This window comes from Novosphingobium sp., assembly GCF_039595395.1.
Lineage (GTDB): Bacteria > Pseudomonadota > Alphaproteobacteria > Sphingomonadales > Sphingomonadaceae > Novosphingobium.
In genome coordinates, this window is record NZ_JBCNLP010000001.1 from 3,232,473 (window position 1) to 3,249,784 (window position 17,312).

Sequence of the window (17,312 nt, forward strand, 5' to 3'; positions counted from 1 at the left end):
GGATGCCGCCGCCATGCGGCATTCCGGCCCGCTGCTTCGGAAGCCAAAATTAAACACCGTGTAATTTTAATTGCACATCGATCAATTTCACATTAGCCTTGCCTCGCGACTCTGATGGAGACCGGCATGTCTTTTCTTCTGCTGATCGGCGTGATCCTTCTGGGCGGCTTGCTGCATGATACGCGCAAGCGCCTGGCTGCCGTGGAAAAAGCCCTGAAGGCACAAGGCCAGCCCATCGCGGTCAAGCCTGACACCCCGAAGACGGCCGTCAAACCCGCCATCACCTCATGGCGCATCAAGCCAGATCCGTTGTCAGCCAGATCTATGACAGAACGGCTAGCCCCCGCTCCTGAGCCGGTCATCGACGCCCCCGCCCCCCAGCCCGTCGCACAACCACTGGACATCGCCCAGGAGCCCGAAATCGCGGCCATGCCCCTTCCCATCGAGGACGCCGCGCCCCACCCCGCACAGCCCGTCACTCCGGCTCCTGCTCCCAAACCCCGCCGTCAGGGTACCAGTTTCGAGGATCTCTTCGGGCGCAAGCTGCCGATCTGGGCCGGTGGCATCACCCTGCTGATCGCTGCCGCCCTCCTAGTGCGCTATTCCATCGACGCCGGGCTGCTCTCGCCCATGGTGCGTGTCACGCTGGGCGGGCTCTTCGGTTTTGGCCTGATCGCCGGGGCGGAACTGGCCAATCGCAAACCCGCCCTCGTGCCCGATCCGCGCATTCCTCAGGCGCTGGCGGGCGCTGGCATCGGCAGCCTCTATGCTGCCACGCTGGCCGCCGCCAATCTCTATGGGCTGATCGGACCACTGGCCGCCTTCATCGCGCTGGCCTGCGTCACCGCAGGTGCCATGGCGCTGGCCCTGCGCTTTGGCGCCCCCAGCGCCCTGCTGGGGCTTGTGGGCGGCCTCGCTGCCCCGGCACTCGTGCAATCGCATTCACACAATCCGCCGATGCTGGCCGCCTATATCGCGCTGGTGGTCACCGCGCTGACCATGCTCTCGCGCCGCCAGCGCTGGGTCTGGTTGGGGGTCAGTGCCCTGATCGGCGGCGCTGGCTGGAGCCTGTTGATGATCGCCATGGGCAGCCTCGACACGCTGTCGGCACTGTGCATCGGCCTGTTGATCCTGCTGTTGGGCCTTGGCCTGCCGGTGCTGGCCGCCAGCGAGCGCCACACCACCTTGCTGCGCGGCGGCGCTGCCACCGTCGCGGCGTTGCAACTCGCCGCTCTGGTGGCGACGGGCGATTTCGCCCCGCTGACCTGGGGGCTCTATGGCCTGCTGTCGGCCGGTTTCGTCTGGCTGACCACCCGCCTCCCCGCGCTGCGCCCGCTGCTGGTGCTGCCCTTACTGACGGCTCTGGCGCTGGCGGGGCTGTGGCCACACCCGCCGCTCGGCTTCTTCTGCGCAGTGCTGGGCGGGATCGCGCTGATCCATGGCGGGCCCGCGCTGTACCATCTGCGCCGCGCCGCAGCCCTGCCCGAGGCGGCCTCGCTGGCTGCCATCGCGCTGATCGGCCTTGCCCTCAGTTGCTGGCATTTCAACCCATCCGAGCATGAGCTGACGCTGCTGGCGTTAGGCTTTGCCGCCCTGCCCGCGCTGGGCGCCGCGCTGACATGGCAAGGCGCCAAAGCATCCGAGGGCGATCCCTTCGCCCTGCAGACCGCCGCCAGCGCCATACTGGTGGCCATCGCCGCGCTGGTGGCTCTGCCCGAGTGGAGCGCCCCGGCCTCACTGGCCGCCGTTGCCTTCGCTACGCTGACGCTGGCCGACCGCGCCCGCAACCCGCGCCTGTCCCTCTTCGCCCTGCTGGAGCTGGGCACCGCCATCGCCGCCCTGACGATCACCGGCGCGCCCGAGGATGAATTCAAACGCCTGACCATGGACTCCGGCTTCGCCATGCCCGGTCAGGCCCTGATCCGCTGGGCGCTGGTTGCGGCCTCGGCGCTGGGCTTTACGTTGATGCTGAAAGGCAAGCAGCAGCGCCGGGCGACGCAAGGAGTGGCCGCGCTGCTGGCCTATGGCGCCCTGGCGCAACTGATCCCCCCGACATGGCTGGCCCCGGCCTGCGGTCTGGCGCTGGTTGCCTTGGCCGAGGCGCAGCGCCGCCGCCCCGCCCGCGATCTGCTGCCTGCCGCGCTGATGCTGGGCAGTCTGGCCGCGCTCTGGGCGCTGGAGCCGCTGGGCCTGTGGCTGACCGCAGGGCTGCTCTCGCTGGTCGGCGAGCCCGTGCTGACCACCGCCCTGCCCGCATCCGGTATGGCGGTGCTGCGGCTGCTGCTGCCAGCCCTGCTCGCCGGTGCCGCCCTCTATCGCCAGCAGGGCCAGAGCCTGCCGCGCAAGCTTGTCCTGCCACTCGCCGGGGTCGTGGGCGCCTTGATGGTGGTCGCCCTGCATGTGCTGTTCAAACAGATCTTCGCGCTCAAGGATATGAACAGCTTCATCACGCTGGGGCTGGCCGAAAGGACAGTCTGGCAGGCGCTGCTGATCGGCGCGGGCTTTACTGCATGGCGCTTTGCCCACCGTCCCATCGCGGCGATCGCGCTGATCGGCGCCGGATTGGCCCATGGGCTGCTCTATACGGTGCTGCTGCATGATCCACTCTGGACTGAACAGGTCGTGGGGCCGCTGCCCATCGCCAATCTGCTGCTGCCTACCTATGGACTGATCTTTGCAGGCCTCGCCCTGCCGGGCCGGATCATGCCTGAACGGAGCGGGTTGATCGCAAGGCCCGTGGAATGGGCCCGCATCGTGCTGATCCCGCTCTTCGCGGCGAGCCTGCTGCGCCAGCTTTTCACCGGCAGCCTGCCCGCCACGCACCCCATCAGCGCGGGCGAGAGCATCCTCTGGTCGCTGCTGGCGCTGGCTCTGGCGGTCGCTTATCTGGTCTGGGGCATCCGCAAGACAGCGCGCGACTGGCGCATTGCCTCACTGGTGCTGATGCTGGCGGCGGTGGGCAAGGTCTTTCTGGTCGACGCCTCCGGGCTAGAGGGGCTGGCGCGGATCGGTTCCTTCCTGGCGCTGGGCTTCAGCCTGATCGGGGTGGGCTGGCTTTATAGCCGTTACCTCAAACCGGCAGCCTAGCAGGCAGAATTTCACCTTTAAGCGCAGGGCGATGCATCCAAATCCCCTGTCCGGCATTTCCTTCGCGCAGACCCCATGGCCTCGCGCGAAGGAACGCCCTTGAGACTGTCCTCCCCCCATCCCGCCTCCTTTCCCCCAGCAAGGCGCCACGCCTGATGCGGCGCTGGGGACCGGTCGCCATGAGCAACGGGCGCGCACGCTTCCAGCTCTGGGCCCCTGCCCAGCAACGGCTCGCCCTCGCCATCGAGGGACAGGCGCCGCAGCCTATGCAGGCCGAAACCGATGGCTGGTTCACGCTGGAGGCCGAAGCGCCTCCCGGCACAAGCTACCGCTTCCTGCTGGAAGACGGCAGCCCCGTGCCCGACCCAGCCTCCCGCGCGCAAAGCGGCGGCGTCCATGGCTGGAGCGTGATGACCGATACCGCCGCCTATCGCTGGCAGCATCGCGACTGGCAAGGCCGTCCCTGGGAAGAGGCCGTCATTCAGGAGGTCCACGTCGGGCTCTGCGGCGGCTTTGCCGGGCTGATGCGCGATCTGCCCCGGATCGCGTCGCTGGGCATCACCGCGATAGAATTGATGCCGGTGGCGGCGGTTTCCGGGGCGCGCAACTGGGGTTATGATGGCGTGCTGCCCTTTGCTCCTGCCGAAGCGCTGGGGACGCCACGACAGCTTCAGGCGCTCGTGGATGCCGCGCATGGGCTGGGGCTGATGATAATGCTCGATGTGGTTTACAATCATTTCGGACCGGACGGGCACTATATCCCCAATTATGCCCCCCAGTTCCTGCATCAGGGGGCGCCCACGCCATGGGGCAGCGCGGTGGCGGTCGACCGGCCCGAGGTGGCGAGCTTTTTCCGCGAGAACGCGCTGCAATGGCTGGAGGACTATCGCTTTGACGGGCTGCGTTTCGATGCGGTGCATGCCATTGGTAACACTGCCTTTCTGGATCAACTGGCGCAGGATCTGCGGGCAGCAGTGGCGCCGGGCCGTCCTATCCATCTGATCCTCGAAAACGAAAACAATGATGCCGCGCGGCTTGCTCCCAGCCTCTATGATGCGCAGTGGAACGATGATTTCCACAATGTGCTCCATGTCCTGCTGACGGGGGAGGACAGCGGATACTACCGCGATTTCGCGCAAGACCCGGCACAAAAGCTGGCCCGCTGTCTGGCGCAGGGTTTTGTCTATCAGGGCGATCCTTCGCCGCATCAGCGTGGCAAAAAGCGCGGCACGCCCAGCGGCCATCTGCCGCCCACGGCTTTCGTCAGCTTCCTGCAGAACCACGACCAGATCGGCAACCGCGCCATGGGCGAGCGCCTGCCCCTGTTGACCGATGCCGGGCGCCTGCGCGCCGCCACCGCGCTGCTGCTGCTCTGCCCGCAGATCCCACTGCTGTTTATGGGGGATGAGTGGGGCGCCCAGTCTCCCTTCCTGTTCTTCACCGACTTCCACGACGAGTTGGCCGAGGTGGTACGCGAGGGCCGTCGCCGCGAGTTCGCCCATTTTCCAGCTTTTGCCGATAAGGCCAGCCAGGCGCGCATCCCCGATCCCAATGCGCAAGCCACCTTTGACGCCTCCATCCCCACCCCCGGCCCCGAAGCCGCCGCCTGGGATGCACTCTATCGCGATCTTCTGGCCCTGCGCGCCACGCGGATCGTGCCGCAGTTGAAAGGCACCACCGCTTTGGGCGCCGAGGCGAGTGGCGAGAAAACCGTGTGCGCCGCATGGCGGCTGGGCGATGGTGCCGTGCTGACACTGGTACTCGATCTGGGCGAAGCTCCTGTCCTGCCCGAAGCGCAAGGCGAGCTGCTGTGGCAAGAGGGCGAGCGCTTTGCCGCATGGCTGGCGCCAGCATGACCCCGCTCGACCAATTGGCCGCGGCGGCAGGCGTGGCGCGAAGCTGGCGCGATGCCGAACACCAGATACATCACGTCGAGGATGAGGTGCTTGGCGCGGTGCTGGGCGCGCTGGGTTATCCCGCCACCAGCGAAAACCAGCAGCAGCTCAGTCTGGACCGGTTGCGCGAAGAGCGTGAAACACCGCCATCCTTTCTGTCCGGAGATGTCGGCCACCCCATCACCCTGCCCCCGGCGCTGGCACAGGCAACCCATGCCGACCTTTACCCCGAACAGGGCGAGCCCCGGACACTGGTCATCCATCAGGGCCAATTGCCACCCTTCGGGCAGCCCGGCTATCATCGCCTTGTGGTGGAGGATCATGCGCTCACTCTGGCGCTGGCCCCGTCCTGCTGCCCGCCGATTGCCGCGCCGGGGCGCAAGCGCTGGGGCGTGGCGGTGCAGATGCCGTCGCTGCGGGACAAGGCGGGCAGCGCCTATGGCACGTTGGCCGATCTGCCCTCGATGATCGCCATGCTCGCCAGCCATGGCGCCGATGCCGTGGCGATCAGCCCGCTGCATGCGCTGCTGCCCGGCGATGGCCAGCACTTCAGCCCCTACAGCCCGTCAAGCCGTCTGTTTCTCAATGGCGCGCTGGCCTGCCCGGTGGAAGGCCCCTCGCCCGAGGGCCTGATCGACTGGGTCACCCAGGTTCCAAGCCAATTCGCCATGATGCAGGCGGCACACGCCCGCCTGACCTCCGAAGAACGGGACAAGCTCAGGATATGGGCCGAGGAACAAGGCCCGGCACTTCACCGCCATGCGCTGTTCAATGTGCTCAACCGCCAGTTCAAAGGCATACCATGGCAGCAATGGCCCGCCGCCTATCGCGATCCCGATGGCGAGGCCGCGCGGCAGGTCTCTGCGACGCAGGGCGATGAGATCAGCCTCCATCTCTATATCCAGCAGCAGACAAGCCACGCGCTGGCCGCGGCGCAATGGGCAACCCGCGCTCATGGCATGGACATCGGGCTGATTGCCGATCTGGCCGTCGGCGTCGATCCGGGCGGCAGCGACGCATGGACCATGGGCGAGGCCATGTTGCGCGGCCTGACCATCGGCGCCCCGCCCGATCCGCTTGGCCCGCTGGGGCAGAACTGGGGGCTGACCAGCTTTTCGCCGCAGGGCCTGCGCCGCACCGGCTTCGCGCCCTTTATCGCCATGCTGCGCGCAGTGCTGACCCATGCGGGCGGGGTGCGGATCGACCATGCCTTCGGGCTGGAGCGGCTCTGGGTGGTGCCGGAGGGGTGGTCGGCGGCGCAGGGCGCCTATCTATCCTATCCAGTGAATGATCTGCTCCGTCTGGTGACGCTGGAGGCGCATCGCGCGGGCGCCATCGTCATTGCCGAGGATCTGGGCACCCATCCCCCCGGCTTTACCGAGGCGATCGCGGCGTGCGGCATGGCGGGCATGCGCGTGTTGTGGTTCGAGCGCGATGAGGACGGTGCCTTCCGCCCGCCCCGGACTTTTCCCCAAACCAGCGTGGCGATGACCGGCACGCATGACACGCCGACCATCACAGGCTGGTGGCGCGGGCGCGACCTGGCCTGGGACCGGGCGCTGGGCCGCCGCACACCGCGTGCCCTCGCCATGGCCGAGGTCGAAAGGGCGGTGGACCGCAATGCCCTATGGTCCGCCGTGGGGAAGCCCGGCCCTGTGCCCGCGCGTGACGATCCTGCGCCGGTCGTCGACGCCGCGCTGGCCCATATCGGCAGCGCAGGCTCGGCGCTGGCCATCGTTCCGCTCGAGGATGTTCTGGGGCTCGAGGAACAGCCCAACCTGCCCGGCACCACCGACGAGCACCCCAACTGGCGCCGCCGCCTGCCCGCTCCTTTCGAGGATCTGGCCGCCCAGCCCGCCATCGCCCGCCGCCTCGACCAGCTTGACCGGAGCCGCCGCGCATGACGCCTTCCTTCCCCACCGCCACCTATCGCCTGCAACTGCACGCCGGTTTCACCTTTGCCGACGCCGAGGCCGTGGTGCCCTATCTGGCAACTCTGGGGATCAGCCATCTCTATGCCTCGCCGATTGCCATGGCTGCGCCGGGGTCGCTGCATGGCTATGACGGGACCGATCCGCGCCGCATCAACCCCGAGCTGGGCGGCGAGGAAGGGCTGATCAGGCTGGTCGCGGCGCTGCGGAAGCGGGACATGGGGCTGATCGTCGATATCGTGCCCAACCATCTGGGCGTGGCGGGTGACAGCAACGCGCTGTGGCTGGATGTTTTGGCCAAAGGCCGAGCCAGCGAATATGCGGCGCTGTTCGATATCGACTGGGATCGCCCGATAGCTCTACCGGTCCTGGATGGCCCGCTGGAAGAGGTCATCGCCGCCGGGCGGTTGGCTCTGATGGCGGGAGGCCTGCAACTGGATGGCGGAGTGACCTATCCGCTGCGCCTCGACGATCCTGGGGTGCCGGATGGGGCATCGCCTGACGATCCCGAAACCGTCCGGGCCGTAACACTGCGCCAGCACTACCGGTTGATCCACTGGCGCGCGGCCAATGATCGGCTCAACTGGCGGCGGTTTTTCGCGATCAACGATCTGGCCGGGGTGCGGGTAGAGGATGAGACGGTCTTCACCTTTACCCATGGCCTGATCCTCGACCTTTTCGCGCGCGGGCTGATTGATGGGGTGCGGGTCGATCATGTCGATGGCCTGAGCGATCCCACCGCCTATTGCCGCCGTCTGCGCCAGCATCTGGAAATGGCCGGAGGTGGCCGCGTGCCCTATGTCGTGGTCGAGAAAATTCTCGCCACCGAAGAACATCTGCCCCCTGAATGGCCGGTTGAAGGCACCACCGGCTATGACTTTATGCGCGAGGTCAGCGGGCTGCTGCATGACCCCAGAGGTATGAGGCAACTCGCCACGCTCTGGGCGCGGATCAGTGGGCGCCCCGCCGATTTTGAGGCAGAGGCAAGGCAAGGGCGCCGCGATATGCTGTGCTGGCAATTCGAGGGACAGCTCAATGCCTGCCTCGACAGCATGGCGGCATTGGCTGGCGATATCCCAACGCGCGGCATGCTGCGCCGCGCGGTCGAAGCGCTGCTTGAGGTGTTTCCAGCCTATCGCACCTATGGCACCGGCAGCGCTGCCCTGCCCGGCGATGCACCCTGGCGCAAAGCGGCGCGCAAGGCGATGCGCGTACCTCCCGGTGAGGGCTGGGTCGCCGATCTGATCCTTTCATGGCTGGCAGGAGACGGGCATGCCAACCCGGCGCTCAAAGCCAAAGCCGTCCGCCGTTTCCAGCAGCTAAGCGCCCCCATCGCCGCCAAGGGTGTGGAGGACACCGCTTTCTATCGCCATGGCGCGCTGCTTTCGGCCAATGATGTGGGGTTCGATCCGGCACAGCCCGCTTTGTCGGTCGATGGCTTCCATCGCGCGATCGAGCATCGCGCCCGCCATCACCCTCACGCCATGCTGACCCTGGCCACCCATGATCACAAGCGCGGCCCGGATGCGCGGGCGCGGCTGTCGGTGCTGAGCACCATCCCTGGCGTGTGGGAAGACACCGTACAGCGCTGGATCGCTCTGGCTGCGCCTGTTTCGCAAGGTGTCGATCCGGGCGATCTCTATCTGCTGTTTCAGGCGCTCATCGGCGCATGGGCGGGCAGTTTCGACGAAAACCTGCTCAGCCGCCTTCAGGACTGGCAACGCAAGGCCCTGCGCGAGGCGCGGTTGCGCTCCTCATGGGAGGCGCCCGATGAGGCCTATGAGGGGCTCTGCCTTGATCTGAGCGCAGCCTTGTTGGGCGATGGCGCGTTTCGCGACAGTTTCGCACGTTTTATGGAGACGCTAAAAGCCCCGGCGCTCGCCGCCAGCCTGGCCCAGAGTGCCCTGCATCATCTGGTGCCCGGTGTCCCCGATCTCTATCAGGGCAGCGAATGTGCCGATCTCAGCATGGTCGATCCCGACAACCGCTGCCCGGTCGATTTCGCAAGGCGTTCAGCACTGCTGTCCGACCCTGCGGGTGATGCGAAATTCGCGTTGATTGCCCATCTTCTGAGGCTGCGGCGTGGAGGGCATGCGCTGGCGCAAGGTGACTATCACCCGCTGGAGGTCACCGGACGCCGCTCCGACCATCTGGTGGCCTTCCTGCGCCGCCATGGCGAGGAGATGCTGTGCTGTATGATCGCCATCCGGCTGGGCAAAGTGCTGCTGGGCAGCGATGGCGCCTGCCCTCCCGCCCAATGGTGGGAGGACACGGCCGTTCATCATGACGGACAGGCCTGGCTGGCCCGCGATCTGCTCCCGGACCGCGTGTGGAGCGTCATGTCGCTTTAGGCCTCAACCGATCTGGGTCACCCGGTCATCGTCAGGCTCGCCACGCAGCAGCACCACCATCATCAGCGCAGCCGTCAGCGAAGCGGCCGCACCGAAGAGGAAAGGCGAAGCATAGCTGACATTGGCAGCCAGCAGCCCGGCCACCGGACCGGTGACGCAAAGCGCCACATCAGTGAACATCGAATAGGCACCGATCGCCGAACCACGATTCTGCGCCGGCACCAGATCGACCACGATCAGCCCCAGCGCCGGGAAGATCAGCGCAAAGCCAAAGCCCGCCGCGCCCGCACCCGCCACCGCAGCCCAGCTATGCGGCACGGCCCAGATCAGGAACTGGCCGACAGTCTCGATCGCGAAGAAGATCAGCGACATCTTCAATCCGCCATGGCGCGCGATGCTGTCGACAAACAGCACACGCGCCGCCACGAAGCAGACACCAAACACGCTGAGTGCTACCCATGCGCCCGACCAGCCCTGCGCGGCATAATACAGCGCGATAAAGGCCGAGATCACACCAAAGCCGATCGCCCCCAGCGCCAGCGCGGTGCCATAGGGCATCACGCGCATCAGCACGGCGCGGAAAGGCAGGCGCTGCGCGCGGATCACCGGGCTGGCCTTTTGCGGCCAGGCGAAAAGCAGCCCGAACAGGCCGGTCACCAGCAGCGCGAGGCCCACCGCATTCATCTTGCCCATGGCATAGAGCCAGGTGCCTGCAGGCGCGCCCAGCGCAATGCCGCCATACGTGGCGATGCCGTTCCACGAGATGACCCTTGCGGTATGCTCGGGCCCCGTGCGGCCGATGGCCCAGGCGATGGCGCCCGTGCCCAGCATGCTCTCGCCAAAGCCCAGCAGGATGCGGCTGAAGAGCATCACCGCCAGCGCCAGCGCATGCATACCTGTCAGGAAAGAGGCCGCGCAGCTTGCGATGCCGCTAGCAAGGCAGCAGGCAAAACCGACCAGAATCGAAACCTTGGGGCCCGAGGTATCGGCCATCGGCCCGACGATGCGGCGGCTCACGATGGTGGCGACATATTGCATCGAAATGGCGATGCCGGCGACCACCGCGCTGTAACCCAGATCACCATGCACCCAGCCCGGCAACACCGCCAGCGGCAGACCCACCGCGAAATAGGCCAGCGCAGTGCAGGTCACGGTCAGCAGAATCTGCATGGCCGAGGAGGACAGGGGGAAACGGGACGGGATCAAGCTGGACATGATTGGGCCTTGATGACGACCTTGAGCAAAACGAACCCAAGGGAGTCGCGAATGGATCGGGGGGAAGCCGTCGCATAAACCCCACAACTCATCGGGGCAAACCTCCCGTGATGCAAAGGCAAACAAGTGAAGTGCAAGAAATGCAACAATCGCGAGACAAGGGCCGCCTCTTTCGACACAGGAGCAGGGCTCTGTCGGTGCGCGCGGCCATAGGATTGCAGATGCGGCCTGCCGCCTTGCAGTTTCCTTTGGCGGTTCGCTTAGGCGCGATCTTTGGGGGAACGGGTATCGTCGTCAGGCATGGTGGCCATCGCCATTCTTGAAAGATCTTGGACGCCAACGACCGAAGCGTTTGCGCTTGTTTTTTCCACGCGGCTTGTCCGGCCGCTCAGCTTGTCGAACCACCCAAGTTGTAACCGAATTTTACACCCGGCATACAATGTTGAATTGAAACTGCATGCGCCCTTCCACCCCTATTCAGAAGGACTCGTCTAGAAGAAGTTCACAAGGCAAGCAGCGGCGGCAAGACACACAGGATCTAGCGCTCGGCCTTTCGGAGAAAGATCGTGAACAACATCCTCAAGAAAATCTCGCTGGGCTCCGCTCTAGCTGCCACGGCCGCCATGAGCCTGATCGCAACCCCCGCCTCTGCCCAGTCGTGGCATGGCGGCGGCTATCACCGTGATGGGGGCGGCGCGGGTGTCGCCATCGCCGCGGGCATCGTCGGTCTGGCTGTCGGCGCAGCGCTGGCCGATCACGGACGGGACAATTACGTTCCTGCCCCCGAGCCCGTCGGCTATGCGCCTTATGGCGGCCCGGCCTCCTGCTATGAAGCCTATCCCGGATATGAGGGATACTGCTATCCGGCCGAGAATTACTACCGCATGGGCTGGTCGTGGCATGGTGGCTCGTGGTGGAGCCGTGACGGCCATGCCTTCGCCCGGCCCTTTATGGACCATGGCGGCCCCGGCTTCGCGCCGCATGGCGGCTTTGGTGACAGGGGCGGCTTTGGCGGCGGCTACCGGGGCGGGTTCGAAGGCGGGCACGGAGGCTTTGGCGGCCATCGCTGATCGCCATTGACCGGATTAACGCGCGGGGCTGGCCTTTGGGCCGGCCCCGTTTTGCATGTACGGCAAGATCAGGCGAGGCGTGCCGGAACGCTCTGCGCTTCCTCAACGATGGTGTTGGTCATGCCCACCGCTTCCCACGGGAAGACAAACCAGCGCTTGTCCGTAGCGCGATCGATATCGCGGGACCAGAAATCGACCTCGACCTGCGAGCTGGCATTGTTGATCACCACCGCAAAGCGCCAGTTGTCGGCATTGCCCCCATGGTCAGTCAGGATACGACGAATCGTCGCGATGGTGCGTCCGCTATCGTTGATGTCATCCACGAACAGCAGCTTCACGCCCGAGGCGCTGCGCATGGCCACCTTGCGCAGCAATTCCTCGGCAAAGCCCGGCACCTTGGAAGAATGGTCGACCGAGAGCATCGGCGTGTTGAGCTGATGCGAGATATAGACCGCAGGCACCAGACCGCCCCGCCCGATGCCGACCACATAGTCCGGTTGCCAAGCATCGGCGGCAATCCGCTCTGCCACCTTGCGCACATCGGCCAGGAACTCATCGTAAGGCAGATAGAAAAGCTCTGGTTCGGGGCTGGCGGTCATGGCCTCTGTCCTGTGTTGCCGGTGAAAGGGGCTGCGCTAGCCGCTGGCGCGGCGCAGGGCAATCCGTGGCTTGCTGCGGCGCCCCTGCGGGACGATGATTCGATCCACGTGACGCCTGAGCGGGTTAAAACCTGTTACGCGCCCTATTGCAATGCAACCGATCACAGACGGATTGCGGCACTCGCGATTGCGCATCAGCGAGAAAATCTCGCACCTGCGGTAAAATCCATGATCTGAAACGGCAATTTGGGTTCGCAAGAGGGTCAACCCATGCTGCATGCGCTCATTTATTTCGCAGATGCGTAAATACACCTTTGTTTTCACAGGACATTGTGAAACCCATCACAGGATGGTATGACATATTCATTGCAGGGGGAGGTTGAAACTTCGAACTTCGAAGAATCAATCTTAAAAAATGCCATTAAGTTCGAGGGGCGAAGACATGAACACTCGGTTGACGGTTACACCGTTCGATCGCTGGTTTTCAGGCGTGGATCATCCCATGCCCCTGGAAAACAGCCATATTTGGAATGATGCGCCGGAAGAGCGTAATCAGATCGCCAAGGGTATCGTTTACTCCTTGCCGATCAGCGCCTTGCTGTGGTGCGGCCTGCTTGCGATGCTTCTGCTTCGCTGACAGGCTAACGCAACACAGGGGCATCGCATCCGCAGGTGGGGAGAGGCAGGCGGATGTGGCCAAGAGCGAGGTGCGGGGCAGGGCCGCAGGCGATCATCGCCGCCCCTGCCCGCCTTTCTTTTTGACTATGCGTGGAGTCCGTCACGTTGATGACGGGTTTTCTTTTTCAGCCCAAAAAGAGAAGATGCGAGGGGATTATCCCCTCACGCTCCTATAACGTCTCCCGACGAGACGGCAGCGCTTTGCTTGAGGAAGCGCTTGTTCTGACAGGATGGAAAACGCCTTAGAGCGCGGCGCGTAGATTCGATCCAATGGTCGTTTCGCCCGGCAGCGCGACCAGCGGATATTCATGCATCTTCATGATGTTGACCGCCAGCTCATCCATGGTGAAGCTGGTTTCCAGCGCCAGCCCATGGCGCGGCTCCTGCCGCCAGCAGACCTTGGCATAAATCTGCGGGAAACCGGGAATGTCGATCTTCACCAACTGGCGCAGCAGCAAGCGCTCGGGCGTTTCGATGCAGGCACCCTGCTGGGAAATGTCGCGCAGCAGGATCGGCCAGGCGCGGCTGCCCGAATGAATGGTCGCCGGGCGTTCCAGCCGCAGGCGGATCTGACGGCGCGGATAGGTCTCCCGCCGGTCCTCGATCAGCGACTGCACGTCGATCTCGTTGAAGAAGCGGAAACCGGCGTGGTCATCCTTGAACCACATCAGCTCCATCGGATAGCGTTCTCCACTGGCGGTTTCGAGCGCGATATGTTCGTAGGACGGCAGCGGATGGAAGATACGGACCTTCACACCCGTGCTGGAGGCATCGCGCAACACGCAGAGATATTCGCGCCCATCCAGCACAAGCTTGGCGGCGCGGACCAGCAGCGTGTAGCGCGGAGCGCGGCGCAATTCGGCACCCGACTGCAGCGCAGGCTGTGCAATGGCATCAGCCGCCGCCTCCCGCATCGAGTTAGGTTCCTGCGCCAATTCGTCACCTCACACACAAGCGCTCGGGGGGAGCGCCTTCACGTCAAACGCTCTCGCACAGAGCGCAGCCTGCCTGCCAATTCGCAGGATCAAGCCATCATGGCCGAGCCCCACAATCCATCGATCGCGCCGGAGCCCACACCATGCCTGCCATCTCAATCGCACAACATTGGTAAATCAGTTATGAAATCGCTGTGGAGATTTGCAGCATATTCATGCCAGAGCTTGGACGAAGCAAGCCCAAAAGCCGCCATAATCGCAATATTGGCAAATTTTACACATAGAGCTGTAAAAGTTTAAATCCCGTGAACCATCGAAAAACAGCCCCGCCCACCCGTTTCCGGGCAGGCGAGGCCGTCAATCCAGCACAAACTCGCGCGAATGGCGACGATCAGGCAACCACGCCATGGCAGTGCTTATACTTCTTGCCCGAACCGCAGGGGCACAGAGCATTGCGGTTCAGCCCCATATCGGCATAGGGATCGCCCCCCTGCCCCGGCTCACCGACCGACAGCGAACCCGCCGCCGCCCCAGCCCCGAAACCGCTGGCCAGCAGCGCATCGGCCGAAAAGGGCGAACCGGCAGGTGCCGGGCTCACGCCTTCAAAACCATCGGCACCCAAAGCATCCAGATTGGTCAGGAAATCAGGGAGCTGCGGCAGTTCGGGCGCGGCAGGCTGGCCGAACTGGATCTCGGCGGTGCACAGGATGCGCGTCACATCCTCGCGGATCGTGTCGAGCATACGCTCGAACAGACCAAAGGCTTCCTGCTTATACTCGTTGATCGGCGTCTTCTGGGCATAGGCACGCAGGAACACCACCTGACGCAGCGCGTCCAGCGTGGCCAGATGCTCCTTCCAGTAATGGTCGAGGCGCTCCAGCAGCACGCTCTTTTCCACCTGCTGCCAGATCGCCGGATCGTTGGCGGCAACCTTGGCCGCCATCTTCTCATCGACCAGCGTCTGCACCCGCTCCTCAATGGTCTGGGGCTCGATGCCGTCCTCTTCCATCCATTCGTCCAGGGGCAACTCAAGACCCAGCGTGGCGAAGGCCTGCTCGCGCAGCCCCTCAAAGTTCCACTGCTCGGGGTAGGAGCCATGCGGGCAGGCGGTGGCGACCAGCGCGTTCACCGTCTCGTGGCGCATATCCAGCACCACATCGTCCAGCGCCTCGGCATCCATAATGTCGGCGCGCTGTTCGTAGATGACCTTGCGCTGGTCGTTCATCACATCGTCGTATTCGACGACCTGCTTGCGGATGTCGTAGTTGCGCGCCTCGACCTTCTTCTGCGCCTGCTCGATGGCCTTGGACAGCCACTTGGAACCGATCGCCTCGCCATCGGCCAGATTGCTGTTCATCATGCGCGAGAACATCGTGTCCGGCCCGAAGATGCGCAGCAGATCATCCTCCAGGCAGAGATAGAACTTCGACAGGCCCGGATCGCCCTGACGGCCTGAACGACCACGCAACTGGTTGTCGATGCGGCGGCTTTCATGGCGCTCGGTGCCGATCACGCAGAGCCCGCCGGCGGCCAGCACCTGTTCCTTCTCGGCATCGATCTCGGCCTTGATGGCGGCGATGCGCGCCTCGCGCTCCGGCCCCTCGGGCAGATCGCGCAGCTCGTCCTCGATGCGGAACTCAAGGTTGCCGCCCAGCTTGATGTCCGTACCGCGACCGGCCATGTTGGTGGCGATGGTCACCGCGCCAAGGCTGCCGGCCTGCGCCACGATATGGGCTTCCATCTCGTGGAAACGGGCGTTGAGCACATTGTGCTTCACCCCCTCGGCCTTCAGAAACTCGCTGAGCAGTTCCGACTTCTCGATCGAGACCGTGCCCACCAGCACCGGCTGGCCGATCTCATTCTTCTCGCGGATCAGCTTGGCGATGGCGGCGAATTTGTCATTGGTGTTCTTGTAGAACTCATCCTCCTCGTCGATGCGCTGCACCGGCACGTTGGTGGGGATGGTCACCACATTCATCTTGTAGATGTCGAAGAATTCGGGCGCCTCGGTGGCCGCCGTGCCGGTCATGCCGCACAGCTTGGGATACATGCGGAAATAGTTCTGGAAGGTGATCGAGGCCATGGTCTGGTTCTCGGGCTCGATGCGGACGCCTTCCTTGGCCTCCACCGCCTGATGCAACCCGTTCGACCAGCGGCGGCCATCCATCATGCGGCCGGTGAACTCATCGATGATGATGACCTTGCCGTCCTTGACGATGTAGTCGATGTCGCGCTTGAACATCACATTGCCCTTCAGGGCCTGATCCAGATGATGGACCACCTGCGTGTTCTCGATGTCATAGAGGTTGCTGCCTTCCAGCAGACCGGCTTCCTCCAGCAGGCGTTCGGCGCGCTCGATGCCGTCCTCGGTGAAGGTGATGTTCTTGGTCTTTTCGTCGGCCTCGTAATCCTCGGGGTTGAGGTTCTTCACGATGGCATCGACGGCCAGATAGAGGTCGCTCTTGTCGTCGGTGGGGCCCGAGATGATCAGCGGCGTGCGCGCCTCGTCGATCAGGATCGAATCGACCTCGTCGACAATGGCGTAGTTGAAGGCGCGGTGGACCATCTGGTCACGCGAATGCTTCATATTATCGCGCAGATAGTCGAAGCCGAGTTCATTGTTGGTGGCGTAGGTGATGTCGCAATTGTAGGCCTCGCGGCGCTCCACCTCGTCCAGATTGGGGACGATCGTGCCCACGGTCAGCCCCAGGAAGTTGTAGAGCACCCCCATGGTCTCGGCATCGCGCTTGGCCAGATAGTCGTTCACGGTCACGACGTGGACGCCCTTGCCCTCCAGAGCGTTGAGATAGACCGCCAGCGTGGCGACCAGCGTCTTGCCCTCACCGGTGCGCATTTCGGCGATCTCGCCACGATGCAACACCATGCCGCCGATCATCTGCACATCGAAATGGCGCATGCCCATGCAGCGGGTCGAGGCCTCGCGCACCGTGGCGAAGGCTTCGGGCAGGATATCATCGAGCGTCTTGCCTTCGGCCAGCATGGCGCGGAAGCGGTCGGTCTGGCCGCGCAGTTCCTCGTCGGAGAGCTGCTGGACGGCGCTTTCGAAGGCCGCGATCTTCTGCACCGTCTTGTCGAGCGACTTCACATAACGGTCGTTGGACGAGCCGAAGAGAGACTTGGCAAGGGCCTGAAACATGCGATTTTTCCTGAAATGAAAGGTCGGTCATGGCCGCGACGGCGTGAGGATCACGCGCGCGTCTGCGGCATAAATGCTTGAGACTTGGAAAAGGCGCCGCCGCTTACTCGCGGGCGCGCTCGATCCCCACCAGCACCGGGGCCACCATGGGCGCGGGGGCAGGCGTAAAGAGGCGCGCGGCGACCAGCGCGGGCTGAGCCGGACGGGTCATGGCCCGCCCATGCTCGACCACATGGGCCGAGACGCGCGCGGCGCCTGGCGTGGCATAACGGCCCGAGGCCACCACCGCGCAAGGCTCCATCGCCTGAGCAAGCGTCGGCGCGCCAGAAGCGGCCAGCCCGGACATCAAAGCCAGAAAGGTGAGCAGCATGCGGATCATGTTGGGAAGGTGATA

General features: G+C 64.4%; 11 protein-coding genes. 6 read left to right on the forward strand and 5 right to left on the reverse strand.

Going from position 1 to position 17,312, the window contains the following annotated elements; translation table 11 throughout:
* The first annotated feature begins 126 nt into the window (after positions 1 to 126).
* The 4 genes from ABDW49_RS14845 (at position 127) to treY (ending at position 9,264) form a co-directional block, all read left to right on the forward strand.
* A complete protein-coding gene (locus ABDW49_RS14845) occupies positions 127 to 3,087 on the forward strand; it encodes a DUF2339 domain-containing protein (protein WP_343612787.1) in 2,961 nt (986 codons plus the stop codon).
* A 179-nt stretch (positions 3,088 to 3,266) separates the two neighbouring features.
* Positions 3,267 to 4,943: a malto-oligosyltrehalose trehalohydrolase gene (gene treZ / locus ABDW49_RS14850; RefSeq protein WP_343612788.1), complete on the forward strand. Its 1,677-nt coding sequence runs from the start codon at positions 3,267 to 3,269 to the stop codon at positions 4,941 to 4,943.
* Positions 4,940 to 6,886 carry a 4-alpha-glucanotransferase gene (gene malQ, locus ABDW49_RS14855; RefSeq protein ID WP_343612789.1) on the forward strand — a complete coding sequence of 649 codons (1,947 nt, stop codon included), beginning with the start codon at positions 4,940 to 4,942 and terminating at the stop codon, positions 6,884 to 6,886. Before treZ ends, malQ begins: the two co-directional genes overlap by 4 nt.
* Positions 6,883 to 9,264 (forward strand): malto-oligosyltrehalose synthase, encoded by a 2,382-nt coding sequence (gene treY, locus ABDW49_RS14860; RefSeq protein ID WP_343612790.1) that lies wholly within the window; start codon positions 6,883 to 6,885, stop codon positions 9,262 to 9,264. Before malQ ends, treY begins: the two co-directional genes overlap by 4 nt.
* 3 nt (positions 9,265 to 9,267) lie before the next feature.
* On the opposite strand, the gene ABDW49_RS14865 is transcribed toward treY, so the two are convergent.
* Positions 9,268 to 10,479 (reverse strand): MFS transporter, encoded by a 1,212-nt coding sequence (locus ABDW49_RS14865; RefSeq protein WP_343612791.1) that lies wholly within the window; start codon positions 10,477 to 10,479, stop codon positions 9,268 to 9,270.
* A gap of 566 nt (positions 10,480 to 11,045) precedes the next feature.
* On the opposite strand from ABDW49_RS14865, the gene ABDW49_RS14870 reads away from it, so the two are divergent.
* On the forward strand, positions 11,046 to 11,549 hold the full coding sequence (locus ABDW49_RS14870) for a hypothetical protein (protein WP_343612792.1): 504 nt from the start codon (positions 11,046 to 11,048) through the stop codon (positions 11,547 to 11,549).
* 68 nt (positions 11,550 to 11,617) lie between these two features.
* Here the strand turns inward: ABDW49_RS14870 and ABDW49_RS14875 are convergent, their stop codons facing one another.
* Entirely contained in the window at positions 11,618 to 12,148 is a 531-nt protein-coding gene (locus tag ABDW49_RS14875) for a phosphoribosyltransferase family protein (RefSeq protein WP_343612793.1), read from the reverse strand.
* Positions 12,149 to 12,590: 442 nt separating this feature from the next.
* Here ABDW49_RS14875 and ABDW49_RS14880 point away from each other — a divergent pair, with 442 nt between their 5' ends.
* Positions 12,591 to 12,785 carry a hypothetical protein gene (locus ABDW49_RS14880; RefSeq protein WP_343612794.1) on the forward strand — a complete coding sequence of 65 codons (195 nt, stop codon included), beginning with the start codon at positions 12,591 to 12,593 and terminating at the stop codon, positions 12,783 to 12,785.
* Between the two features lie 283 nt (positions 12,786 to 13,068).
* On the opposite strand, the gene ABDW49_RS14885 is transcribed toward ABDW49_RS14880, so the two are convergent.
* From ABDW49_RS14885 to ABDW49_RS14895, 3 genes are all read right to left on the reverse strand, one after another.
* Positions 13,069 to 13,740, reverse strand: coding sequence for a PilZ domain-containing protein (locus tag ABDW49_RS14885; protein WP_343612795.1), 672 nt, complete (start codon positions 13,738 to 13,740; stop codon positions 13,069 to 13,071).
* Between the two features lie 412 nt (positions 13,741 to 14,152).
* Positions 14,153 to 16,918, reverse strand: a complete 2,766-nt coding sequence (gene secA, locus ABDW49_RS14890; RefSeq protein WP_343612796.1) for a preprotein translocase subunit SecA — start codon at positions 16,916 to 16,918, stop codon at positions 14,153 to 14,155.
* A gap of 103 nt (positions 16,919 to 17,021) precedes the next feature.
* Positions 17,022 to 17,288: a hypothetical protein gene (locus ABDW49_RS14895; RefSeq protein ID WP_343612797.1), complete on the reverse strand. Its 267-nt coding sequence runs from the start codon at positions 17,286 to 17,288 to the stop codon at positions 17,022 to 17,024.
* Between the last annotated feature and the right edge of the window lie 24 nt (positions 17,289 to 17,312).